This is a genomic window from Planomonospora parontospora, assembly GCA_014647935.1.
Classification (GTDB): Bacteria; Actinomycetota; Actinomycetes; order Streptosporangiales; family Streptosporangiaceae; genus Planomonospora; species Planomonospora parontospora.
In genome coordinates this window covers 131,139-154,556 of sequence record BMQD01000011.1, presented here as the reverse complement: position 1 = coordinate 154,556, position 23,418 = coordinate 131,139, and the positions used below count along the sequence as shown (strand labels likewise).

Annotated in this window: 23 protein-coding genes and 2 riboswitches; of the genes, 11 read left to right on the top strand and 12 right to left on the bottom strand. The window is 73.6% G+C overall.

Annotated features, from left to right (window positions below):
• Positions 1–30: 30 nt before the first annotated feature.
• From hutI to IEZ07_RS18690, 3 genes are read right to left on the bottom strand one after another with little or no spacing between them, the layout of a single operon-like run.
• On the bottom strand, positions 31–1,182 hold the full coding sequence (gene hutI, locus IEZ07_RS18700) for an imidazolonepropionase (RefSeq protein ID WP_191895914.1): 1,152 nt from the start codon (positions 1,180–1,182) through the stop codon (positions 31–33).
• Entirely contained in the window at positions 1,179–2,549 is a 1,371-nt protein-coding gene (locus tag IEZ07_RS18695; RefSeq protein ID WP_191895913.1) for a formimidoylglutamate deiminase, read from the bottom strand. The genes hutI and IEZ07_RS18695 overlap by 4 nt, the downstream gene beginning before the upstream one ends.
• Positions 2,537–3,844, bottom strand: coding sequence for an allantoate amidohydrolase (locus IEZ07_RS18690; protein WP_191895996.1), 1,308 nt, complete (start codon positions 3,842–3,844; stop codon positions 2,537–2,539). Before IEZ07_RS18690 ends, IEZ07_RS18695 begins: the two co-directional genes overlap by 13 nt.
• Before the next feature lie 238 nt (positions 3,845–4,082).
• Here IEZ07_RS18690 and IEZ07_RS18685 point away from each other — a divergent pair, with 238 nt between their 5' ends.
• Positions 4,083–5,192 carry a glycoside hydrolase family 19 protein gene (locus tag IEZ07_RS18685; protein ID WP_191895912.1) on the top strand — a complete coding sequence of 370 codons (1,110 nt, stop codon included), beginning with the start codon at positions 4,083–4,085 and terminating at the stop codon, positions 5,190–5,192.
• A gap of 163 nt (positions 5,193–5,355) precedes the next feature.
• Here the strand turns inward: IEZ07_RS18685 and IEZ07_RS18680 are convergent, their stop codons facing one another.
• A complete protein-coding gene (locus IEZ07_RS18680; RefSeq protein WP_191895911.1) occupies positions 5,356–6,042 on the bottom strand; it encodes an SDR family oxidoreductase in 687 nt (228 codons plus the stop codon).
• A gap of 10 nt (positions 6,043–6,052) precedes the next feature.
• Positions 6,053–6,382, bottom strand: a complete 330-nt coding sequence (locus IEZ07_RS18675) for a hypothetical protein (RefSeq protein ID WP_191895910.1) — start codon at positions 6,380–6,382, stop codon at positions 6,053–6,055.
• 38 nt (positions 6,383–6,420) lie between these two features.
• On the opposite strand from IEZ07_RS18675, the gene IEZ07_RS18670 reads away from it, so the two are divergent.
• The 3 genes from IEZ07_RS18670 (at position 6,421) to IEZ07_RS18660 (ending at position 8,775) form a co-directional block, all read left to right on the top strand.
• Positions 6,421–6,951 (top strand): PadR family transcriptional regulator, encoded by a 531-nt coding sequence (locus tag IEZ07_RS18670; RefSeq protein WP_191895909.1) that lies wholly within the window; start codon positions 6,421–6,423, stop codon positions 6,949–6,951.
• A 92-nt stretch (positions 6,952–7,043) separates the two neighbouring features.
• Positions 7,044–8,003, top strand: coding sequence for an ATP-binding cassette domain-containing protein (locus IEZ07_RS18665; protein ID WP_191895908.1), 960 nt, complete (start codon positions 7,044–7,046; stop codon positions 8,001–8,003).
• Between the two features lie 22 nt (positions 8,004–8,025).
• The gene (locus IEZ07_RS18660; RefSeq protein WP_068894986.1) at positions 8,026–8,775 is read left to right on the top strand and encodes an ABC transporter permease; all 750 of its coding nucleotides are present in this window, start codon (positions 8,026–8,028) and stop codon (positions 8,773–8,775) included.
• A 53-nt stretch (positions 8,776–8,828) separates the two neighbouring features.
• Here IEZ07_RS18660 and IEZ07_RS18655 read toward each other — a convergent pair whose 3' ends face one another.
• The 3 genes from IEZ07_RS18655 to IEZ07_RS18645 form a co-directional block, all read right to left on the bottom strand.
• Positions 8,829–9,695 (bottom strand): MurR/RpiR family transcriptional regulator, encoded by an 867-nt coding sequence (locus tag IEZ07_RS18655; protein WP_239320124.1) that lies wholly within the window; start codon positions 9,693–9,695, stop codon positions 8,829–8,831.
• Between the two features lie 155 nt (positions 9,696–9,850).
• A complete protein-coding gene (hutU, locus tag IEZ07_RS18650; RefSeq protein WP_191895906.1) occupies positions 9,851–11,521 on the bottom strand; it encodes a urocanate hydratase in 1,671 nt (556 codons plus the stop codon).
• Positions 11,522–11,819: 298 nt separating this feature from the next.
• Positions 11,820–13,700: an ABC transporter ATP-binding protein gene (locus IEZ07_RS18645; protein WP_204054422.1), complete on the bottom strand. Its 1,881-nt coding sequence runs from the start codon at positions 13,698–13,700 to the stop codon at positions 11,820–11,822.
• A gap of 319 nt (positions 13,701–14,019) precedes the next feature.
• Here IEZ07_RS18645 and IEZ07_RS18640 point away from each other — a divergent pair, with 319 nt between their 5' ends.
• Complete coding sequence (locus IEZ07_RS18640; protein WP_191895904.1) at positions 14,020–14,982, top strand: aminoglycoside phosphotransferase family protein; 963 nt, start codon at positions 14,020–14,022, stop codon at positions 14,980–14,982.
• A 6-nt stretch (positions 14,983–14,988) separates the two neighbouring features.
• Here the strand turns inward: IEZ07_RS18640 and IEZ07_RS18635 are convergent, their stop codons facing one another.
• The 4 genes from IEZ07_RS18635 to IEZ07_RS18620 all read right to left on the bottom strand — a co-directional run bounded on the left by IEZ07_RS18635 (position 14,989) and on the right by IEZ07_RS18620 (position 17,224).
• Positions 14,989–15,180 carry a hypothetical protein gene (locus IEZ07_RS18635; protein ID WP_191895903.1) on the bottom strand — a complete coding sequence of 64 codons (192 nt, stop codon included), beginning with the start codon at positions 15,178–15,180 and terminating at the stop codon, positions 14,989–14,991.
• Positions 15,181–15,278: 98 nt separating this feature from the next.
• Positions 15,279–15,686: a hypothetical protein gene (locus IEZ07_RS18630; RefSeq protein ID WP_191895902.1), complete on the bottom strand. Its 408-nt coding sequence runs from the start codon at positions 15,684–15,686 to the stop codon at positions 15,279–15,281.
• A gap of 29 nt (positions 15,687–15,715) precedes the next feature.
• Positions 15,716–16,495, bottom strand: a complete 780-nt coding sequence (locus IEZ07_RS18625) for a hypothetical protein (RefSeq protein WP_068894977.1) — start codon at positions 16,493–16,495, stop codon at positions 15,716–15,718.
• Positions 16,496–16,507: 12 nt separating this feature from the next.
• Positions 16,508–17,224: a FadR/GntR family transcriptional regulator gene (locus tag IEZ07_RS18620; RefSeq protein WP_191895901.1), complete on the bottom strand. Its 717-nt coding sequence runs from the start codon at positions 17,222–17,224 to the stop codon at positions 16,508–16,510.
• 63 nt (positions 17,225–17,287) lie between these two features.
• Between IEZ07_RS18620 and IEZ07_RS18615 the strand changes: the two genes are divergently transcribed.
• The 6 genes from IEZ07_RS18615 (at position 17,288) to gcvH (ending at position 23,364) form a co-directional block, all read left to right on the top strand.
• Positions 17,288–18,658, top strand: a complete 1,371-nt coding sequence (locus tag IEZ07_RS18615; protein WP_191895900.1) for a glutamine synthetase family protein — start codon at positions 17,288–17,290, stop codon at positions 18,656–18,658.
• A 2-nt stretch (positions 18,659–18,660) separates the two neighbouring features.
• Positions 18,661–20,004 (top strand): aldehyde dehydrogenase family protein, encoded by a 1,344-nt coding sequence (locus tag IEZ07_RS18610; protein ID WP_191895899.1) that lies wholly within the window; start codon positions 18,661–18,663, stop codon positions 20,002–20,004.
• 14 nt (positions 20,005–20,018) lie between these two features.
• Complete coding sequence (locus IEZ07_RS18605) at positions 20,019–20,783, top strand: 3-oxoacyl-ACP reductase (RefSeq protein WP_191895898.1); 765 nt, start codon at positions 20,019–20,021, stop codon at positions 20,781–20,783.
• 105 nt (positions 20,784–20,888) lie between these two features.
• Complete coding sequence (locus IEZ07_RS18600) at positions 20,889–21,632, top strand: gamma-glutamyl-gamma-aminobutyrate hydrolase family protein (protein WP_191895897.1); 744 nt, start codon at positions 20,889–20,891, stop codon at positions 21,630–21,632.
• A 20-nt stretch (positions 21,633–21,652) separates the two neighbouring features.
• A riboswitch (glycine riboswitch) is annotated at positions 21,653–21,751 on the top strand.
• A riboswitch (glycine riboswitch) is annotated at positions 21,752–21,847 on the top strand.
• A 33-nt stretch (positions 21,848–21,880) separates the two neighbouring features.
• A complete protein-coding gene (gene gcvT, locus IEZ07_RS18595) occupies positions 21,881–22,978 on the top strand; it encodes a glycine cleavage system aminomethyltransferase GcvT (protein ID WP_068894966.1) in 1,098 nt (365 codons plus the stop codon).
• Positions 22,975–23,364, top strand: a complete 390-nt coding sequence (gene gcvH, locus IEZ07_RS18590) for a glycine cleavage system protein GcvH (RefSeq protein ID WP_191895896.1) — start codon at positions 22,975–22,977, stop codon at positions 23,362–23,364. Before gcvT ends, gcvH begins: the two co-directional genes overlap by 4 nt.
• The last annotated feature ends 54 nt before the right edge of the window (positions 23,365–23,418 follow it).

Sequence of the window (23,418 nt, the reverse complement as noted above, 5' to 3'; positions counted from 1 at the left end):
AGCGGTGCGGATTACCCGGGATGGCGCCCGTCAAACGGCCCGGCGGCCTCCTTTCCACACCTGCAGCACCAGGGGTACCCCCGGGCGGTAGGCGAGGTGGACATAGGAGGGCGCGTCCAGGACCACCAGATCCGCACGGGCCCCCACGGTGAGCGCGCCGACGTCGGTGCGGCGCAGCGCCGCCGCGCCGCCGGCCGTCGCGGCCCGGACCGCCTCCAGCGGCGTCAGCCCCATCTCCCGTACGGCCAGCGCCACGCAGAACGGCATGGACGAGGTGAAGGAGGAGCCCGGGTTGCAGTCGGTGGCCAGCGCCACGGTCACCCCGGCCTCCAGCAGGCGGCGGGCGTCCGGGTACGGCGAGCGGGTGGAGAACTCCGCCCCGGGCAGCAGGGTGGCCACCACCCCGGCGGAGGCGAGCGCCTCGACGTCGGCGTCGGTCAGGTGGGTGCAGTGGTCGGCGGAGGCGGCGCCCAGCTCGGCCGCGAGCAGCGCACCCGGCCCCTCCCCCAGCTGGCCGGCGTGCACGCGCGGCAGCAGCCCGGCCTTGACCCCGGCGGTGAGGATCTCCCTGCTCTGGTCGGCGTCGAACGCGCCGCGCTCGCAGAAGACGTCCACCCAGCGCGCGTACGGCGCGCAGGCCGTGAGCATCTCCCCGGTCACCGTGCGCACGTAGTCGTCGGCGGAGGCGGCGTCGGGGGGCACGACGTGCGCGCCCAGGTACGTCGTCTCGTCGGTGAAGCCCCGGGCGATCTCCAGGCAGCGCCGCTCGTCCTCGACGGTGAGCCCGTAGCCGCTCTTGATCTCGACGGTGGTCGTGCCCTGGGCGAGCATCTCCGCCACCAGCGCGGCGGTCCCGGCAGCGAGCTCGGGCACGGTGGCCGCACGGGTGGCCTCGACCGTGGTGCGGATGCCCCCGGCGGTGTAGCGCTCCCCCGACATGCGGGCGGTGAACTCGGCGGTGCGGTCGCCCGCGAAGACCAGGTGGGCGTGGCTGTCGACGAACCCGGGGATCACGCAGCGGCCGCCGACGTCCACGCGCTCGTCCGCGCCCGGGTCGTCCCCCGCCCGGCCCGTCCACACCACGCGGCCGTCCTCGACGACCAGCGCGGCGCCGGCGACCTCCTCCCGCTCGGGGTCGCCGGTGTACAGCAGGCCGATCCGGTCGAAGACCGTGCTCGTCACACGCCCACCCCTCGCGCCTCGACGATCGCGGTCTCCAGCAGCGCGCCCACGTCGCCCAGGACGTGCCGCCCCTCGGCGACGACCTGGCGGCCCCCGGAGACCACCGAGTGCACGTCGGCGGCCGTGGCGGCGAAGACCACGGCCTCGGCCGCGCCGAGACCTCCGGCGGACGCGCCGCCGCCCGCCGTACGGACCGAGTCGAGCCGGACGGAGACCAGGTCGGCCCAGGCGCCCGGGCAGAGCGTGCCCGCGTCGGGGAAGCCCAGGGAGGCGTGCCCGGCGGCGGTGGCGGCCGTCAGCAGCTCGGCGGCCCGCCAGTGGCCGCGCCGCTCGGTGGCCAGCCGCTCGTCCAGCTCGACCGCGCGGGCCTCCTCGAACAGGTCGACGACCGCGTGGCTGTCGGAGCCGAGCGTGATCGGCGAGCCCGCCTCGAACATCGCCCGCGCCGGGCCGATGCCGTCGGCCAGATCCCGCTCGGTCGTCGGGCACATGCACACGTACGTGGTGGACTGCCCGAGCAGCGAGACGTCCGCCTCGGAGACGTGCGTGGCGTGCACGGCGGTCGTGCGCGGACCGAGCACGCCGTGCTCGTGCAGCACCTGGACGGGCGTGGCGGAGTACATCTCGACGCACGCGGTGTTCTCGGCCCGCTGCTCGGAGACGTGGACGTGCAGCGGGACCCCGTGCTGGTGGGAGAAGGCCGCGACCGTGCGCATGTGCTCGGGCGGGACGGCCCGGACCGAGTGCACGGCCGCGCCGACCTCCACGTCCGGCGCGCCGTCGTAGGCGGCGCACAGGGCCTCGGCGCGCGCCGCCCACCGCTCGGCGTCCCCGTCGGTGAACCGGTGCTGGACGCCGTCCAGCGCGACGCCCATCCCGCCGCTCAGGTAGCAGGCGTCCAGCAGGGCGATCCGCAGCCCCGCCTCGCGCGCCGCCGCCACGAGCGCGTGCCCCATGGCGTTGGGATCGTCGTACGGCGTGCCGTCCGGTCCGTGGTGCAGGTAGTGGAACTCCCCGACGCAGGTGATCCCGGCCAGCGCCATCTCGGCGAACGCCGCCCTGGCCAGCCGGAGGTAGGAGTCGGGGTCCAGGGCGCGGGCCACGCCGTACATCTGCTCGCGCCAGGTCCAGAAGCTGCCCCTCTCCGCCTGGGTCACCCCGCGCAGGGCCCGGTGGAAGGCGTGGGAGTGGGCGTTGGCGAGACCGGGCAGGGTCAGGCCGCGCAGGCGGACCGCCCCGGCCGGCGGTTCGGCCACGCCGGGCGTGACCGCCGTGATCCGGGAGCCCCCGACCGTGACGACGACGCCCGCGGCGACCTCCCCCGGCGGCAGCCAGGCCAGCTCGCACCAGTAGGTCAGCTCCGACACAGCTCCTCCAAGGTGGCGGCGAGGGCGGCGACGCCCAGGTGGCAGTCGGACGCCTCCGCGTGTTCTTCCGGAGAGTGTGAGATGCCCGTTGGATTGCGTACGAACACCATCGCGCTGGGAACCCCGGCGGCGGCGAGGATCCCGGCGTCGTGCCCGGCCCCGGTGGGCAGCACCGGCACGGGCCCCGGGGCCGGGTCCCGAGCGGATCCGCCCTCGGGGTGCCGCGGGTCCTCCGCCGGCGGCCCGGCGGCCGGACGGCGCGCGGAGGACCCGGAGGACCCGGAGGACCCGGAGGACCCGGAGGACAGGGCCGCGGCGACGGCGGTCCCGGCGGCCGACGCCAGGCGGTCCCGCAGGGCGGCGTCGAAGTCCACGGCCGGGGTCCACGACTCCTCGGTCACCTCCGCGCCGGAGGACTCGGCCAGCTCGGCGACCAGGGCCCGGACCGCGCCGGTGTCCCCGCCCCGGGCGTCCAGCCAGGCGCTGACCAGGCCGGGGATGGCGTTGGCGCTGCCCGGCGAGACGCGCAGCCTGCCGAAGGTGGCGACCACGCCGCGGCGCCGGGCGGCCTCGCGGGCCCGCAGCACGGTCCGGGCGAAGGGCAGCATGGGGTCGTCGCGGTCCTCCAGCCGGGTGGTGCCCGCGTGGTCGGCCCGGCCGCGGAAGTCGAACCGCCAGCGCCCGTGCGGCCAGATCGCGCTCGCGACGCCGACCGGGGCGCCGGCGTGCACCAGCCCGCGGCCCTGCTCGACGTGGAGTTCGACGAAGACGCCGACGTGCCCGAGGGTCTCGTCGTCCCGGCCGAGCGCGCCGGGGTCCCGCCCGGCCCGGCGGAGCACGTCGGCCAGGGAGGAGCCGTCGTCGTCGGTCAGGCCGCGGGCCCGGTCGGGGTCGAGGACGCCGGTGAGCAGCCGGGAGCCGGTGCACGGCACGCCGAACCTGGCCCCCTCCTCGTCGGTGAAGCAGGCGATCCCCAGCGGCCGGCCCGGCCGGAAGCCCCGGGCGTCGAGCAGGTCGAGCGCGGCGAAGGCCGACACGACCCCCAGGGGGCCGTCGAAGGCGCCGCCCTGCCGTACCGAGTCGAGGTGGCTGCCGGTGACCACCCCGGGGCGCCGCGACGGGTCGCCCCGCCAGGCCCAGAGGTTGCCGTTGCGGTCCTCGTGCAGGTCCAGGCCGCGCCGGGCGGCCTCCTGCCGGAACCACTCCCGCAGTTCCAGGTCGGCGGGCGACCACGCGTCGCGCAGGTAGCCGCCGGTCCGGCCGTCGCGTCCGAGGTGCTCGATGGCACCCCACATCTCGTCGAACACCCTCCCATTATGTGAATGAATCCATTCATTGGCGATACGGCGGACCGATATGGAGCCCGAAAGGATCACTTAAGGCGCCGTTAAGGCGACGTCTGCCAGCATTCCCGGCACACGGGCCTCCCGTCTCCGGCCCGTCCGGCGGAAGCCACGGTGCGGCGCGCGCGGACGGGCCGGTCCACCATCGTCGATCGCGCGCGGCCGCGGGCCGCGCCAAGGAGTTGATCAGGTGTCGAGACAGCGCATCATGTCGTCCCTCGCCGTCGCGGCGGCCGCCGCGGGCGCGCTCACGGTCGCCGGGCCGGCGGCCCCCGCCTCCGCCGCCGACTGCGCGGCCGCGTGGAACTCCGCGACGGCCTACACGGGTGGTGCGAACGTCTCCTACAAGGGGCGCAACTGGTCGGCCAAGTGGTGGACCCAGAACGAGACCCCCGGAGCCGCCTCCTCCGGCGTCTGGGCGGACAAGGGCGCGTGCGGCGGCGGCTCCGCCCCCGCTCAGCCGCCCGCGTCCGGGACCTGCAGCCACCCCGCCTGGAAGGCCGGCACGTGGTACGCCGCCGGTTCGATCGTCAGGTACACCGACGGGAAATACTACCGGGCCGAGCACGACAACCCGGGCTACGACCCCGTCATCAGCACGTGGTACTGGGAGCCGCACGCCTGCGGCGGCTCGAACCCCGGCCCCTCGACCCCGCCCCCGTCGAACCCGTCGGACCCGTCCGGCTTCGTCGTCAGCGAGGCGCAGTTCAACCAGATGTTCCCGAACCGGAACTCCTTCTACACCTACAAGGGCCTGACCGCGGCCCTGAGCGCCTACCCGGGCTTCGCGAGGACGGGCGGCGACACGGTGAAGAAGCAGGAGGCGGCGGCCTTCCTGGCCAACGTCAACCACGAGACCGGCGGCCTGGTCCACGTGGTGGAGCAGAACACCGCGAACTACTCGCACTACTGCGACCGGAGCCAGCCGTACGGCTGCCCGGCCGGCCAGTCGGCGTACTACGGCCGCGGCCCGGTCCAGCTGAGCTGGAACTTCAACTACAAGGCGGCGGGCGACGCGCTCGGCGTCAACCTGCTGGCCAACCCGAACCTGGTGCAGACCGACGCGGCGATCGCCTGGAAGACCGCCCTGTGGTACTGGAACACCCAGAGCGGCCCCGGCACGATGACGCCGCACAACGCGATGGTGAACGGCCGCGGCTTCGGTGAGACGATCCGCAGCATCAACGGCAGCCTGGAGTGCGGCGGCCGCAACCCGGCGCAGGTGCAGAGCCGGATCGACTCCTACCAGAGGTTCACCCGGATCCTGGGCGTCACCCCGGGCGGCAACCTGAGCTGCTGACGCGGGCGGGACCGCACGGAGGGGAGGGGCACGGCCGGGCGGGCCGTGCCCCTCCCGCGTCTCCGGACGGTTCGCGGGATCCGACGGCGACCGGTCCGCCTCCCAGCCTCCTGCGGTCGGTTCGCCGATCCCGCCGAGAGCCGGTCCGCGGAACCCCCGGCGGTCAGTTCGCCGGTCCCGCCGACGGGCGGACCGTGATCTCGGTGACGTGGGCGTCCGGGGAGGTCGTCACCGCCGCCAGCACGGCCCGCGCCACCGAGTCCGCCCGCAGGTACTTGTCCGGCTCGTAGGCGCCGTTCTCCTGCTCGCGCACCCCGCGCTGCATGTCGGTGTCCACCCGCCCCGGGTAGACCGTGGTCACCCGCAGCCCCGGCTCCTCCAGCCGGAGCGCGTCGGCGAAGGCCCGCAGCGCGAACTTGCTGGCGGCGTAGGAGCCCCAGGTCGGGTTGGCCCGCTGCCCGGAACCGGAGTTGACCAGCACGACGTGCCCGGCGCCGGCCCGCAGGGCGGGCAGCAGCAGCCGCGTCAGCTCGGCCACCGCGACCACGTTGACCTCCATCGTGCGCCGCCACACCTCGGCCGGGGTCTCCTCGATCCGCCCCAGCGTCGCCACGCCCGCGCTGTGCACCAGCACGCCGAGCCGGTCGATCCCGGCGACGTCGGCCGCGGTCACCGCGGTCAGCTCGACCGGCCAGGGCCGCGCGCCGGGCAGCTCCGCGGCCACGCCGTCCAGCGCGTCGCGGTCGCGCCCGCCGAGCAGCAGGTCGTGGGTGGGGGCCAGGGCGCGGGCCACGGCGGCCCCCACGCCTCGGGAAGATCCGGTGACCAGTGCGGTCGGGCGTGCTGACATGCGGCCAAGACTATGGGCACGGCCGGAACGTCTCGGGGCCGGGGCGCTCCAGGGTGAGCACATGGAGATCAGACGCGTAACGATGGTCGTGCGGCCGGATCCTCACCTCCCCCGCCGCGGCCTCCACGATCACGCATCGGTACCACTCCCCGTCCTGGAGGAACTCCCAGGGCCGCATCAGCTTCTCCAGTCCCGAACGGCGGACCTCCTCCAGCGCCTCCTCCTCACCACGGGGCCCGCCGAGCGGATAGCCGAACACCGTCAGGGGCTCCCAGCCGCCGTCCGCCTCGCGCACGAAACCGAGCAGCGCACCGTCGTCATCGCGTCTTATCTCTCTCACGGTTGACACTGTATACAAATTTTAATAAAAACTTGAATATGTCCTCCACCCGTGTTCTCCTTCTCGGTGTGCTCCTCGACGGCCCGCTGCACGGATACGAAGTACGGCGCCGCCTGGAGATGTGGGGCGCCGACACGTGGGCCAACGTGGCCTACGGCTCGATCTACCACGGCCTCGGCAAGATGGCCGACGAAGGCCTCCTCCACCGCATGGAGGAGGGGAGAGGCGGCAAGACCCTCTACGAGATCACCGAGGCGGGCCGGGCCGAGTTCATGACGCGGCTGATGAGCCACTGGTGGGAGATCAAACCCATCGTGGACCCCTTCCAGGTCGCGCTGACCTTCATGGACCGGCTCTCCCCTGCCGAACTGATCGGCGCGATGGAGGCGAGGGCGGTGCAGCTGAAGGCGGCGATCGGGATGTTCGGACGGGCGATCGAGGCCAAACGCGGCCACGGAGCGCCCCGGCACATCGACGAGACCCTCCGCCTCAACGCGGCCCAGCTCGAAGCCCAGCTGGACTGGATCGGCAGTGCCCTCGAACGGGTCAGGAACGGCGAGCTGCCCTGACCGTCCCGCCCGGGGTCACCGTCCGGAAAACCGCTTGCCCCTCCCACAGGGAGAGGGTTCATGCTCGACATCCCCCGACATACGGAGAAATCATGATCATCGAAGCGCACGACCTGCGCAAGACCTTCACCGCCAGACGCGGACGCGGCAAGACCGAGGAGGTCGAGGCCGTGCGGGGCATCGACCTGTCCGTCGGCGAGGGCGAGATCTTCGCCTGCCTCGGCCCCAACGGCGCGGGCAAGACCACCACGGTCCGCATGCTCGCCACCTTCACCGTGCCCACCTCGGGCACCGCGCGGGTGGCCGGGTTCGACGTGGTGAAGGAGGCCGCCAAGGTCCGGGAGAAGATCGGTTACGTCGGCCAGGCCGGCGGGATCGACGACAACGCCCCCGGCCGCGAGAGCCTCGTCATGGCCGCGCGGATCGCCGGGCTCTCCCGCGCGCAGGCCCTGGGCCGCGCCGACGAGCTGATGGCCGCCTTCAGCCTGACCGAGATCGCCGACCGGCCGGTGAAGACCCTCTCCGGCGGGCAGAAGCGGCGCTTCAGCCTGGCCATCGGGCTGGTCAACCGGCCGCCGCTGGTCTTCCTGGACGAGCCCACCACCGGCCTGGACCCGCAGAACCGCGCCAACCTCTGGGACGAGATCCGCGCGCTGCGCGACCAGGGCACCAGCGTCCTGCTGACCACCCACTACCTGGACGAGGCCGACGCGCTCTGCGACCGCCTGGTCATCGTCGACCACGGCCGGATCGTCGCCGAGGGCACCGCGGCCGAGCTCAAGAAGGAGGTCGCCGGCGACGTCGTCACCCTCCGGCTCGACGACCTGGCCGCGGCCCGCGGGCTGCTGGACGCCGAGCCGTACATCAAGGAGACGCAGGAGGAGGGCGGGTCCCTGCGGGCCTACCTCGACGACGGCGAGCACAACCTGCCGGCGCTGCTGCGCGCCCTGGAGGCGGGCGGCCTGGCCATCCGGTCCATCTCCCTCGACCGGGCCACCCTCGACGACGTCTTCCTGAAGCACACCGGCCGCTCCCTGCGCGACGCCGCCTGACCCCGAGAGGAACGACCTTCCGATGTTCCGCCACACGATGCTGTTCCTGGGCCACGAGCTGGGGAACCTCCGCCGCAACCCGGCCTGGCCGATCCTCGGCATCATGCAGCCCGTCCTCTACCTGCTGCTGTTCGCCCCGCTGCTGACCAGCATCACCCCGAACGGGACGCTGGAGGAGGCGCTGGTCGTGTTCACCCCCGCCGCGCTGATGATGATCGCCCTGTTCGGGTCGATGTTCGCCGGGTTCGGCATGATCAACGAGACCCGCAACGGGGTGCTGGAGCGGCTCGCCGTCAGCCAGGCCTGGCGGCCCGCGATCATCCTCGGCCGGGTGGCCAAGGACATGATCATGCTGGTTCTCCAGTCGCTGGTCATCCTGGGCGTGGCCGCGCTGATGGGCCTGCGGATCGGCCTGCCCGCGATGGGCCTCATGCTGCTGCTCATGGCGGTGACCGGCCTGTTCGCCGCCAACCTGTCGTACGGCCTGGCGCTGGCGGTGCGCGACGAGAACGGCATGTCGCAGATCGTGCAGTTCTTCCTGCTCCCGCTGATGCTGCTGTCCGGCCTGATGCTGCCGATGTCGGTCGCCCCCGACTGGATGCAGACCGCGGCGAGGTTCAACCCGCTCTACTACGCGGTCGAGGCCGGCCGCGCGATGTTCGCCGGCGACTACTCCGACAGCACCATCCCGACCGCCTTCGGCCTCTTCCTGGTCCTGGGCGTGCTCACCCTGACCTGGTCGGTCCGCTCCCTGCGGAAGCTGGCCGGCTAGACCCGCGCCCGGCGGCCGGGCCTCCGTCCGCCGCCGGGGAACCGGGACACCGGTCAGCAGACGAAGACCCCGGCCCGGTCGGTCATGCGTTCGTACTCCTCCAGCCGGGCCTGCGTGCGCAGCGGCGCCGCGTCCGCCATGGCCTCCACCAGCACCATGGCCAGGGCGAGCGGCGCCGCGTGCGAGTCGAACACCAGCCGTTCGCCCACCGGCGCGGCGAGGACCACGTCGGCGTCGAACGGCACGTCCCGCCGGTCGGTGATCACGGCCGTCCGCAGGCCGATCCCGCGGGCGTCCGCCAGGGCCCGCACGGCCTCGGCCGGGTAGCGCGGCAGGACCACCGCGAGCAGCCAGGCCGCCCCCGCCCGGCGGGCGGCGTGCAGCCCGTCGGCCAGCTCCGACCCGCCGTGGACCAGCAGCCGCACGTCCGGGTGGATCCGGCGGGCGTAGTAGGCGAACGTGGTGGCCAGGCCGCTGGAGACGCGCAGTCCCAGCACCGGTAGCGGCTCGCATCCGGCCAGCGCGGCGCCCAGCTCCGTGACGGCCGACGGGTCGGCCAGCCCCTCCCGGACGGCGCGGAGGTTGCCGACCTCCGCGTCGATCGCGGCCTGCAGGCCGTTGGCGCGCGGGGCGGCCCGGCCGCCCGCCCCCGCACCGGCGGGCGCGTGCGGGCCCGCCGTGTTGTCGTCCCCGCCGACGACGAGGGGGCGCAGCGCCTGCCGGAGCTCGGGATAGCCGGCGAAGCCGAGCGCCATGGCGAACCTGGTCACCGACGGCTGGCTCACCCCGGCCCGGTCCGCCAGCTCCACGCTGGACAGGAAGATCGCCTCCGCGAGGTGGCCGTCCAGGTAGCGCGCGATCCGCCGCTGCGCCGGCGAGAGCCTCCGGCCCTCCAGAAGTCGCTCGAGTCCGTCGCCCACGCCCCCTCCAACCGGCCGGGTCCCGCGGTCATTCCCGGGATCCCCGCCGCCTCCCGGCACCGCCGTCGTGCCCGAGGCCGCCGTCGTGCCCGGAACCCTCGCTTCTCCCTGCGCCGCCGTCGGTTCCGGGGCCCTCATCTCCTCCCGGCGCCGCCTCAGCCCCGGGTCTCCGGCGACTCCCGCATCGGCACCCGGACGCCGCGCTCGTCCGCGACCGCGGCGGCCTCCTCGTAACCGGCGTCGACGTGGCGGATCACGCCCGTGCCCGGGTCGTTGACGAGGACCCGGCGGAGCTTCTCCGCGCCCAGCGCCGTGCCGTCGGCGACCGTGACCTGTCCGGCGTGGATCGACCGGCCGATCCCGACGCCGCCGCCGTGGTGGATGGAGACCCAGGCGGCGCCGGAGGCCACGTTGAGCATGGCGTTCAGCAGCGGCCAGTCGGCGATCGCGTCGGACCCGTCGAGCATCGCCTCGGTCTCGCGGTACGGGCTCGCCACGGAACCGCAGTCCAGGTGGTCGCGGCCGATCACCAGCGGGGCCTCGATCTCGCCGGAGGCCACCATGTCGTTGAACCGCTCCCCGGCCAGGTGGCGCTCGCCGTACCCGAGCCAGCAGATGCGGGCGGGCAGCCCCTGGAAGTGCACCCGCTCCCCGGCCATCCGGATCCACCGGGCCAGCGGCTCGTTGTCGGGGAACAGCTCCAGGATCGCCCGGTCGGTCCTGGCGATGTCGGCCGGGTTCCCCGACAGCGCGGCCCAGCGGAACGGGCCCTTGCCCTCGCAGAACAGCGGCCGGATGTAGGCGGGCACGAAGCCGGGGAAGTCGAAGGCGCGCCCGTAGCCGGCCAGCTTGGCCTCGCCGCGGATCGAGTTGCCGTAGTCGAAGACCTCGGCGCCCGCGTCGGCGAAACCGACCATGGCCTCCACGTGCCGGGCCATGGACTCGCGCGCCCGCACGGTGAAGGCGGCCGGGTCCTTGTCCCGCTCGGCGGCCATGTCGGCGAAGGCCACGCCGAGCGGGAGGTACATCAGCGGGTCGTGGGCCGAGGTCTGGTCGGTGACGATGTCGATCTCCGCGCCCCGGCGGAGCAGCTCGGGGACGGCCTCGGCGGCGTTGGCCTCGACGCCGATGCTGAGCGGGCGGCGCGCGTCGCGGGCCTCGTAGGCGAGGCGGAGCGCCTCATCGAGGTCGGCGGCGCGGACGTCGAGGTAGCGGTGCTCGATGCGCCGCTCGATGCTGCGGGGGTCGCAGTCGACGCAGATCGCCACGCCGCCGTTCATGGTGACGGCCAGCGGCTGGGCGCCGCCCATGCCGCCGAGCCCGGCGGTCAGCGTGATCGTCCCGCTCAGGGAGCCGCCGAAGCGCTTGGCCGCCACGGCCGCGAAGGTCTCGTAGGTGCCCTGCAGGATGCCCTGCGTGCCGATGTAGATCCACGACCCGGCGGTCATCTGCCCGTACATGGTCAGGCCCGCGGCCTCCAGGCGGCGGAACTCCTCCCAGTCGGCCCAGTCGGGCACCAGGTTGGAGTTGGCGATGAGCACGCGGGGCGCCCACTCGTGGGTGCGGAAGACGCCGACCGGGCGGCCGGACTGCACCAGCAGCGTCTCATCACCCTCCAGGGTGGTGAGCGTGCGGGTGATCGCGTCGAAGGAGCGCCAGTCGCGGGCCGCCCTGCCCGAGCCGCCGTAGACGACGAGCTGCTCCGGATGCTCGGCCACCTCGGGGTCCAGGTTGTTCTGGAGCATGCGGAGCGCCGCCTCCTGCGGCCACCCCTTGGCGGTGAGCGTGGTGCCGCGCGGCGCGCGGACGGTCCGGCTGCCGGTCATGGCCGAGCCTCCCTGATGACATGAATGAACGCATTCATATTTGTCACTCGCGGGCCACGGGTCAACCCGTGAAGGGAAGCACCCCGGAGAGGGACTCCCCGGGGTGCCTTCTCACTGCCGGCCACCGTCCCAGCTCCGCCCCGCACGGACGGAACCGGGGGATCGGCGCGGCGGGCGCCCGCAGGCGCCCTGAACGGAGGAGAGACTCCGTAGGAGGCGGGGTTCCCGGACCCACCCGAAAAAACCGACTTTTAGTGCAATTTTCCCAGTTCAGGGCTCCAGCGAGACCGAGATTTTGTCAGGAGTCTACGGAGACGGACTCCCGGCCGGTCCCGTCGGCGGCGGCGGAGGACACCGCGGTGCCCTCCGCCGCCGGGACGACCTCCCCGACGGCGTCCTCTCCGGCGTCCTCTCCGGCACGGTGCTCTCCGGTCGGCACGGCCGCGTCCTCGGCGGCGACCAGGAACTGGGTGGCGGCGAGCTCCCGGTAGAGCTCGTCACCGGCGAGCAGCTCCTCGTGGGTACCGGCGGCCCTGACCCGGCCCGCCTCCATCACCACGATCCGTTCGGCGCGCGTCACCGTGGACAGCCGGTGCGCGATCACCAGCACGGTCGTCTCCCGCGCCACCTCGGCGATCACCTCGCGCAGGCGCAGCTCGTTGACCGCGTCGAGCTGGGAGGTCGCCTCGTCCAGCAGGAGAAGCCGGGGACGGCGCAGCAGCGCCCGCGCGATCGCCACCCGCTGGCGCTCTCCCCCGGAGAGCATGACGCCGCGGTGGCCCACCTTGGTCTCCAGCCCTTCGGGGAACCGGGCGACGAGGTCCTCCAGGCGGGTCAGCCCGAGCACCCGGCGCAGATCCGCCTCCGTCACGTCCGGCGCGGCGAAGACGAGGTTCTCCCGGAGCGTGCCGTCCAGCACCGGCGCGTCCTGCTCCACGTAGCCGAGGGCGGCCCGCAGCTCGGCCAGCGGCCACTCCCGGACGTCCCGGCCGTCGACCGCGATCGTCCCGGCCTGGTGGTCGTAGAACCGCTCCAGCAGGGCGAACACCGTGGACTTGCCAGCCCCCGACGGGCCGACCAGCGCGGTCATCCCGCCCGCCGGAACGGTGAAGGACACGTCGCGGTGGACCACCGGGCGGTCGTCACCGTAGCGGAAGGCCACGTTCTCGAACACCACCCCGGCCGGCGCCGCCCTCCCGGCCGGCTCGGCGGCGGGCGGGACCGCTCCGCCGGGCCCCCGCCGTGCGGCCGCCTCCTCGACGGGGAGCTCCTCGACCTCCCGGATCCGGCGCACCGCCGCCAGACCGCCCTGCACCTGGGTGGCCCCCTGGACCAGCTGGCCGACCGGCGCGACCAGGTAGAACAGGTAGAGCAGGAAGGCGATCAGCGACGACACCTCCAGCGCGCCGGAGGCGACCCGTGCCCCGCCGATGCCGAGCACCGCCACGAAGGCCAGCTGGGCGGCGACCCACGCGGAAATGCCCGCGATCGAGGTCCACCAGGCGACCGCGACGCCCCGGTCCCGGGCCCGGCGGGCCGCCTCCCCCACCGCCGCGATCTCCCGGTCCTCGGCGCCGCTGGCCTTGACCGTGCGGAAGGCCTGCAGCACGCGGTCCAGCACCGCGCCCATCTCCCCCACCGAGGCCTGCGCCTCGACCGAGGCCCGCTGGATGCGCGGCATGACCAGCCCCACCAGCCCGCCGACCAGGACCAGGATCACCAGCGTGACCAGCAGCAGGAACCCGTCCATCAGCGCCATCATCACGATCGCGCCCACCAGCATGAACACCGCGCCGACCGACTCGACGATCCCGTCGGTGAACACCGCGCGCAGCAGGGTGGTGTCGGAGGTGACCCGGGAGAGCAGGTCGCCCGGCTTGAGCCGGTCCACCTCGGAGACCCGCAGGCGGAGCATCCGGTCCACCAGGGACCGCCGGGCGGAGAAGACGATGCCCTCGCCCATGCGCTCCAGCACGTACCTGCCGAACGCGCCGACGGCCGCGCCCAGGATCACCGCGGCGGTCAGCCCGAGCACCGGTCCGGCCAGGGACCTCTGCTCGCCGAACGCGTCGATCACCGTCTTGGCGAGCAGCGGCATCGCCAGCCCGGCCAGCGAGCTGACCAGGCTGAGCACCCCGCCGAACGCGAGCACCCCCCGGTACGGCCGGACATAGCCCAGCAGCAGCCGCCACGATCCGACCCGTCCGGCCGCCCCCGCGTCCACGGCCGTCTCCACCGCCGGTCCAGCCGGCCCGTCCTGTCCGGCGTCCCCAGTCCGCTCGGTCCGCTGGCTCTCGGTCACCTTCGTCCTCTCCGCACCGGCTTGACCGCTCCCCGGCCGCCGCCCTTCTTGTCTACCGCCCATGCCGTCTCCCCGAGCGTTTCGCCCGTTTCCATAGACCAAAGTCGCCTTTCGCCAACCAAAGACGACACAGTCAACATAGGTTGACGACACGGGCGACGTCAACAGAAGTTGACGTAGGTGGCAGACTCGAACCATGTCGAACGCCGTACCGGACACCGAGCCGGACAGCCTGCCGAACGCCGTACCGGATGTCGTATCGGGCACCGCGCCCGATGCCGAGGCCCGTCTCGTGACCCGGTTCGGCCCCGGCGTGCGCGGCTGGCTGGCCGCTCTGCCCCCGCTCGTCGAGCGGCTCGCCGTACGGTGGGACCTGGAGGTCACCGGGGTCGTCCCGCACGGGAACACCTCACGCGCCTTCCGGGTACGGCGGGCGGACGGCTCGGCCGGCTTCCTCAAGCTGACCCCGGAACCGGCGATCTGCGCCGCCGAGGCCCTCGCCCTGCGGGCCTGGGCGGGCAGCCCGCACGTCGTCCGGCTGATCGACGCCGACGAAGGGGCCGGAGCGCTGCTCCTGGAGGCCGTGGAGCCCGGCACGCCCGTCAGCGGACTCGCCGTACCGCCCTCCCCGGATCAGGTGTCGGCCCTGTTGCGCTCACTCCGGGTGAAGGAGGTCCCTGCGGGGCTGCCGCCGCTGCGGGAGCGGGTGGAGTTCCTCTTCGACCTCACCCGGCGCAGGCTGCGATCCGGCCCCACGGCTGGGGACGGCGGTGCCGCCGAGGCCGCCGGGCTCCTCAGGACCGCCGAACACCTGCTCGATCGCTCCCTGTCCGCCGCGCTCGCCCTGTCCGGCGACGGCTCCACCGGGCTGGTCCACGGTGACCTGCATCCGGGGAACGTCCTCGACGGCGGGGCTCGCGGCCTGGTCGTCATCGACCCCCGCCCCAGCGTGGGGGATCCGGCCTTCGACGCGGTGGACTGGGTCCTCGGCGGCGGCGCGGCCCACGCGGAGGAGACCGTTGCCCGGCTCGGTCAGGACACCGGCCGCGTCATGGCCTGGTGCCGGGCGCTGGCGGTCGCCGTCGCGGTCCCCCGCCTGGCCCGCGGCCGTCACGACGCCGAGACCGCGCTCCTCCTGGAGCTCGCCGGAGGGGTCTGAAGCGGATCAGTGAGCGCGGCGGGCGGCGTGCTCGCGGCGCGCCTCCGCCACGGTCTCCAGGATCTCCTCCTGGGTCCGCAGCAGCTTCGCCTCGGCCTCCTCGGTCCGCCCCTCGGCGGCCAGACGGCGGTTCCCGGTACTCCTGCCCAGCAGGCGCTTGGTGCGGGCCTTCAGTTCACGCAGACCGAACTTCTCCACGGGGCTCACTCCTTCGTCGGACTGGGCGACCGCCTACCCGGGACCCGCTCGATCATGCGCTCCCGAGCGGCTTCCGGGCGGCGCTCACGCCCCTGCCCTCAGTCGATGCCGGGAACATCGAAGTCGTAGTCGGCATCGCCCTCCTCGGCCCGGCGGAGCTTGATGTCCTCCACCCAGGCCGTGGCGAACAGCCGGATCTCCCTGATCCGGCCGGTGTCCGCCCCGCACGCCTCGAAGTCCTCGTCGGCGATCAGATCGACGAATTCCAACCGCATCATCAGCTCGGCCAGCGAGAAGTCACCGGTGTGGAGCCGGCCGAGGCGCTCCAGCTCGCGGAATCCGTACGACTCCGAGACGCCCGCGACGGCGGCGACGTCGCGGGCGAGGCCGCGCTCGTGCAGGGCGCGCATCATCGACCCGACGGCCTCGTCCGGAGCCTCGCCCGCCGCTTCGTCCCGGACCTCGTCCGGAGCCGGGCCGGATGTGCCGGGTGTGAACGCGTCCATGACTCCAGCATGCCCGCCGGACCGGGGATTCAGCGCCGGGGGCGCAGCCGGGTGGAGGGCAGGTCGTGGCGGCCGGAGACGAACTCCTGGAAGGCGATCTTGGCCTGGATGACCGGGCGGCGCCAGCGCTTCTCCCTCCGCACCGCACGGGCCATCAGGCCGGGCCGGGGACGGCGCGCGGCGGGCGCGTAGAACCAGTGGGCCCAGGGCGAGCCGGGGCGGGCCAGCCGCAGCGCGCCAAAGATCAGCAGGACCGGGACGAACAGGCCGACCAGCCCGGTCCAGATCTTGCCCTTGAGCAGGGTGACGACCGCGAGCAGGAGGTTGGCGACGATGAGGCCGACCGCGGTCCAGGGGCCCTGCGGGGTCTCGCCGGAGTCCTCCCAGCCCAGCGGGCGCAGGCCGAGCAGGAGCAGGCCGGTGACCGCGACGGCGACGAACACCGCGTCGACCGAGGTGCGGCCCTCCTCCTCCCAGTAGACGTCGTGCAGGTGCAGGATCAGCGCGAACTCGTCCAGGATCAGGGCCGCGCCGACCCCGAAGAGGGCGGCCGTCACCGCGTACCAGGTGTCGGAGACGCCCGACACGAGCAGCCCGGCGACCCCGCTCAGCAGGGTGAGCACCACGCCGAACACCACGTGGTGGATGTGCATCTCACCGACGCTGACGTTGCGGAACCAGCCGACCCGCGCCCGGATGAGCCGGACGTTGACGCGGGTGAACACGAAGGCGACGATCAGCGCGACGAAGAAGCAGAACAGCGGCAGCCGTCCTGTCTCGATGATCCGTTGATGGAACCACTCCCCCACAGTCCGTCCAGGTTATGCGAGGAACCCGCGCAGGAGCGCCGCGGTGCCCTCCAGGTGCTCGGTCACGGCGCGGCGGGCGGCGTCCGGGTCACCGGCCAGGATCGCGGCGACGATCGCCTCGTGCTGGGCCGCGGCGTGCTCGATGTTGCGCTGGAGCACCGGGATCGCGTTCAGCAGGTCGGTGACCCGCAGGCGCGCGTCGGCGCAGGCGGCGGCGAGCAGCGGGGAGCCGGTCAGCTCGGCGATGGACAGGTGGAAGGCGGTGTCCAGGCGGCGGTAGTCGTCGGGCCCGGCGGAGTTGACCTCCGCCAGGCGGCGGCGGAGCGTCTCGCGCCACTCCCCGGCCGGCTCGGCGGTGGCCAGCACCTGGGCCGCGCCGCACTCGACGGCCGTGCGGAAGGTGAGCGCATCGGCCAGGTGGCCGGTGCCCATGTCGGCCACGGCCCGGCGCAGGTCCCCCTGCCGGGGCGGGGGCGGGGCGTAGGTGACGAACGCGCCGCCGTACCGGCCCCGGCGCACCTCCAGGTAGCCCGCCTCGGCGAGCGCGCGGATGGCCTCGCGCAGCGTGACCCGGCTGATCCCCAGCCGTGCGGCGAGCTCCCGCTCGGGCGGCAGCTTCTCCACGACGAGCCCGAGCTTGACCGCCCGGAGCAGCCGCTCCACCGTCTCCTCGAAGGCGTTGCCCGACCGGACCGGCCGCAGCACCGCCGTCAGCGGCGACTCGTCCAAACATCACCTCCGGCTCTTGACAACCCCATCCTCGGTGCACATCAATGGTCTGACACTAGCCCAATGAGACTCCGGCGAGGAGGGCGCGTGGACCTCAGCGAGCTGCGCGGCGAGGTGGCGGCCAGGCGGATCGACACGGTGCTGTTGGCGGTCGCCGACATGCAGGGCCGGCTGCAGGGCAAACGGCTGTCCGCGCGCTACTTCCTGGAGGAGGTCGCCGAGCACGCCGCCGAGGGCTGCAGCTACCTGCTCGCGGTGGACGTCGACATGAACACCGTGGACGGCTACGCCATGTCCTCGTGGGACAGCGGGTACGGGGACTTCGTGATGCGGCCCGACCTGTCCACCCTGCGCCGCGTGCCCTGGCAGGAGGGCACGGCCCTGCTCATGGCCGACCTGGTCTGGGAGGACGGCTCGGACGTCGCGGCCTCGCCCCGGCAGATCCTGCGCCGCCAGCTCGCCCGGCTGGCGGAGCACGGCTGGCACGCGTTCGCCGGCACCGAGCTGGAGTTCGTCGTCTACGGCGACACCTACGAGGAGGCCTGGCGCCGCGGCTACCGCGACCTGACCCCGGCCAACCTCTACAACGTCGACTACTCGCTGCTCGGCACCGCCCGGATCGAGCCGCTGCTGCGCCGGATCCGGCTCGGCATGGAGGGCGCCGGGATGTACGTCGAGTCGGCCAAGGGCGAGTGCAACCTCGGCCAGCACGAGATCGCCTTCCGCTACACCGACGCCCTGACCACCTGCGACAACCACGCGGTCTACAAGAACGGCGCCAAGGAGATCGCCGCCCAGGAGGGCGTGTCGCTGACCTTCATGGCCAAGCCGAACGCCCGCGAGGGCAACTCCTGCCACATCCACCTGTCGCTGCGCTCGCCGGACGGCGACCCGGTCATGGCCGGGCCGGGGCCGTACGGGCTGTCGGAGACCGGGCGGCGCTTCATCGCCGGGCAGCTCGCCTGCCTGCGGGAGTTCACCCTGCTCTACGCGCCGAACGTCAACTCCTACAAGCGGTACGCGCCGGGCAGCTTCGCCCCCACCGCCGTCCGGTGGGGCGTGGACAACCGGACCTGCGCGCTGCGCCTGGTCGGCGGCCACGGGACGGCGCTGCGGATCGAGAACCGGGTGCCCGGCGGCGACGTCAACCCCTACCTGGCGGTCGCCGCGATGATCGCGGCCGGGCTGCACGGCGTCGAGAACGAGCTGGAGCTCGAGGAGCCGTTCGCCGGCAACGCCTACGCCTCCGGCTCCGAGACGGTCCCGGGCACGCTGCGCGACGCCCTGGCCCTGTGGGAGGGCTCCGAGCTCGCCCGCGACGCCTTCGGCGAGGAGGTCGCGGCGCACTACGCCAACGCCGCCCGGGTCGAGCTGGCCGCCTTCGACGCGGCCGTCACCGACTGGGAGCTGGTGCGCGGATTCGAACGGATGTGAACATGAAGATCGTCAATCCGGCGACCGAGGAGGTCGTCGCCGAGGTCGAGCTCGCCGGTGCCGCCGAGGTGGACCGGGCGGTCGAGCGCGCCAGGGCCGCCTTCCCCGCCTGGCGGCGGGTCGCCCCCGGCGACCGCGCCCGGCTGCTGCGCCGGTTCGCCGCGCTGGTCGACTCCCACGCCGCCGAACTGGCCGCCCTGGAGACCGCCAACGCCGGGCACACCGCCGGCAACGCCCGCTGGGAGGCGGGCAACGTCCGCGACGTGCTGGACTTCTACGCCGGCGCGCCCGAGCGCGACCACGGCAGGCAGATCCCGGTGCCCGGCGGCTGGGACGTCACCTTCGCCGAGCCGCTGGGCGTCGTCGGGGTGATCGTGCCGTGGAACTTCCCCATGGTCGTCATGACCTGGGGGGCCGCCCCGGCGCTGGCGGCGGGCAACACCGTGATCGTCAAACCCGCCGAGCAGACCCCGCTGACCGCGCTGCGCCTGGCCGAGCTGGCCCTGGACGCCGGCCTGCCCGAGGGCGTGCTCCAGGTCGTGCCCGGCGAGGGCGAGACCGCCGGCGCCCGCCTCGTCGAGCACCCGGACGTCGCGAAGATCGTGTTCACCGGCTCGACCGAGGTCGGCAAGGAGATCGGCGCCGTGTGCGCCCGGCGGGTCAAGCGGCTCACCCTGGAGCTGGGCGGCAAGAGCGCCAACATCGTCTTCGCCGACGCCGACCTGTCCAGGGCCGCCGCCACCGCGCCGTACGCGGTCTTCGACAACGCCGGCCAGGACTGCTGCGCCCGCTCCCGCATCCTGGTGGAGCGCTCCGTCCACGACGAGTTCCTCGGCCTGCTGTCGGAGGCGGTGCTCGCAGTGAAGGTCGGCGACCCGCGCGCCGCCGACACCGAGATGGGGCCGCTGATCAGCGCCGCCCACCGGGAGAGGGTCGCCTCCTTCGTCACCGGCACCCCCTACCTGCAGGGCTCCTGCCCCTCCGGGCCCGGCTTCTGGTTCCCGCCCACCGTCCTGACGCCCGAGGTCACCGACCCGGCGTTCACCGAGGAGATCTTCGGCCCGGTGGTGTCGGTCGTCCCGTTCGACGACGAGGCCGACGCCGTACGGATCGCCAACGACACCCGGTACGGCCTCAGCGGCTCCATCTGGACCCGCGACGTGGGACGGGCGCTGCGCACGGCCCGCGCCGTCGAGGCGGGCAACCTCTCCGTCAACTCCCACTCGTCGGTGCGCTACTGGACGCCGTTCGGCGGGTTCAAGCAGTCCGGGCTCGGCCGCGAACTGGGGGCGGACGCCCTGGCCGCGTTCACCGAGACCAAGAACGTCTTCATTTCGGAGGATTGATGCAGGGAGGACCGATGCAGCGCCTGCAGGACCGGGTGGCCGTCATCACCGGGGCGGGGAGCGGGATCGGGCTGGCCACCGCGCGCCGGTTCGCCCAGGAGGGCGCGAAGGTGGTCTGCGCCGACGTCGACGAGACCGCCGGCGCGAAGGCCGCCGCCGAGGTGGGCGGCCTGTTCGTGCGCGCCGACGTCACCGACGAGGACGACGTGATCCGGATGTACCAGGCGGCGGCCGACGCCTACGGCGGCGTGGACATCGCCTTCAACAACGCGGGCATCTCCCCGCCGGACGACGACTCGATCCTGGAGACCGGCCTGGACGCCTGGCGCCGGGTCCAGGAGGTCAACCTGACCAGCGTCTACCTGTGCTGCAAGCACGTCATCCCGCACATGCGGCGGCGCGGCGGGGGCTCCATCGTCAACACCGCGTCGTTCGTCGCGGTGATGGGCTCGGCGACCAGCCAGATCTCCTACACCGCCTCCAAGGGCGGCGTGCTGGCGATGTCGCGGGAGCTGGGCGTGCAGTTCGCCCGCGAGGGCATCCGGGTCAACGCGCTGTGCCCGGGACCGGTGAACACCCCGCTGCTGCAGGAGCTGTTCGCCGCCGACCCGGAGCGGGCGCAGCGCCGCCTGGTGCACGTCCCGCTCGGCCGGTTCGCCGAGGCCGCCGAGATCGCCGCCGCGGTGGCGTTCCTGGCCTCCGACGACGCGAGCTTCGTCACCGCCTCGCAGTTCCTGGTCGACGGCGGCATCTCCGGCGCCTACGTCACCCCGCTGTAGCGCACCGCCGCCCGCCGAGGAGCGGCGGCCCGCCGTGAGGCACCACCGCACACCGCGCCGTGCGGGGTCCCCACCGGAACCCCGCCGAAGAGCCAGGAAGGTCCCGTGTCCCGCCCCGTCATCGGCATCACCTGCTACGTCGAGCCCGCCCGCTTCACCGTCTGGGAGACGGCCGCGGCGCTCCTGCCGTACGGCTACGTCGACCACGTGCTCCGGGCGGGCGGCCAGCCGGTGATCCTGCCGCCTGCGGGCGACCCCGCCGGGCTGCTCGGCCGCCTGGACGGGCTGGTCCTGGCCGGGGGCGGCGACATCGACCCGGCCCGGTACGGCCAGGCCCCCCACGACAGGACCGGATACGTCCGGAAGGCCCGCGACGACTTCGAGCTGCACCTGGCCGCCGCCGCGCTCGGAGCGGGCCTGCCCCTGCTCGGGATCTGCCGCGGCCTGCAGATCCTCAACACGGTCCTGGGCGGCACCCTGCACCAGCACCTGCCCGACGTGGTCGGGCACTCCGGCCACTCCCCGGCTCCCGGCCGCTTCGGCCGCACGCCGGTACGGCTCGCGCACGGCAGCCGCACCGCGGAGATCCTCGGCGCCGGGACGGCCGACGTGGCCTGCCACCACCACCAGGCCGCCGACCGCGTGGGCGACGGCCTGGCGGTGACCGCGCGGAGCGAGGACGGCGCCGTCGAGGCCGTGGAGCTCGCGGGCCACCCCTTCGCCCTCGCGGTCCAGTGGCACCCCGAGGCCGACGACGAGTGCGCCCTCCTCGCCGCCCTCGTCGACCGCGCCCGCGACGCGACGGAGAGTCCCGGTGGGGGATTTCGCTCGGCGGTCCCGGGCCGTTAGGCTGACCGCGACACCGATGTGAACCCCGTGCGGGAGAGCGTCCTGACATCCAGGCCAGGACCCCTGAAGGAGCAAGCCCTCCCCGCGAACCTCTCAAGGCAAAGGACCGTGCGGGTAGGTGCCCTCTGGAAAGCAGACCCCCGAGGTCTCGCCGAAGGTGAAAGTCCGGTAAAAACCGGGCGAAACTCTCAGGCATCCACGACAGAGGGGGAGGATGCTCTCATCCGACCCATGCCTGAGGTGCGATCATGCCCCGACCCACGCCACTGCGCGGCGTCCACACGTCTCTCGGCGCGACCCTGACCGACTTCGCGGGCTGGCTCATGCCGCTCCGCTACGGCAGCGAGTCCGCTGAGCACAACGCGGTCCGCCAGGCCGCGGGCCTGTTCGACCTCTCCCACATGGGCGAGATCTTCGTGACCGGGCCGCAGGCCGGCCAGGCCCTCGACTACGCGCTCGTCGGCCACCTGTCCGTACTGGAGCCCGGCCGCGCCCGCTACACCATGATCGTCAACTCCCGCGGCGGCGTGCTGGACGACCTGATCGTCTACCGCCTCGCCCCCGAGGAGTTCATGGTCGTCGCCAACGCCTCCAACTACCCCGCGGTCGCCGCCAGGCTCGCCGAACGGGCCAAGGGCTTCGACGCCGCCGTCGAGGACCGCTCCGAGCAGTACGCGCTCGTCGCGGTCCAGGGCCCCAGGTCCCAGGAGATCCTCGCCGCGCTCACCGACGCCGACCTCGCCGGCCTCAAGTACTACGCCGGGCTGCCCGCCACCGTCGCCGGCCGCGAGGCGCTCATCGCCCGCACCGGCTACACCGGCGAGGACGGCTTCGAGCTGTTCGTCGCCAACGACGACGCCGAGCCGCTGTGGACCGCGCTCACCGAGGCGGGCGCGCCGCACGGCCTGCTCCCCGCCGGCCTGTCCGCCCGCGACACCCTCCGCCTGGAGGCGGGCATGCCGCTGTACGGCAACGAGCTGTCCACCGCCCTCACCCCGTTCGACGCCGGCCTCGGCCGTGTGGTGAAGTTTGACAAACCGGGCGACTTCGTCGGCCGGGCGGCCCTCGAACCCCTCAAGGACGTCCCCCCGGCCCGCCGCCTGACGGGCCTGGTCGCGGCCGGCCGCCGCGTGCCCCGCCACGGCTACCCGGTGGTGCTGGCCTCCGGCGGCAGCACGGTCGTCGGCGAGGTCACCAGCGGGGCCCCCTCGCAGTCGCTCGGCAGGCCCATCGCCATGGCCTACGTGGACACCGCCGCGACGGGGGAAGCGCTGGCGGTGGACATCCGGGGCCGCCACGAGCCGGTCGAGGTCGTCGACCTGCCTTTCTACAGGAGGAACAAGTGAGCAGCATTCCCGACGAACTGCACTACACCAAGGAACACGAGTGGATCGCGGGCGTCGACGACGGCCTGACCCTCACCGTGGGCATCACCGCCTACGCCGCCGAGGCCCTCGGTGACGTGGTCTACGTGCAGGTCCCCGAGGTCGGCACGACCGTCGCCGCCGGCGACGCGGTCGGCGAGGTCGAGTCGACCAAGTCGGTCAGCGACATCTACGCCCCCGTCGGCGGCGAGGTCGTCGAGGTCAACACCGCCGTCGTCGACGACCCCTCCCTGGTCAACGGCGACCCGTACGGCGAGGGCTGGCTGTTCCGCCTCCGCCTCGAAGGCGAGGCCGCCGACCTGCTCTCCGCCGAGGAGTACACCGCCCTCACCTCCGGCGAATCCTGAAATCTTCTCTCCCGCACCGTGATCGCGCGCGCCGCCCGGCGCGCGCGGTCCCGG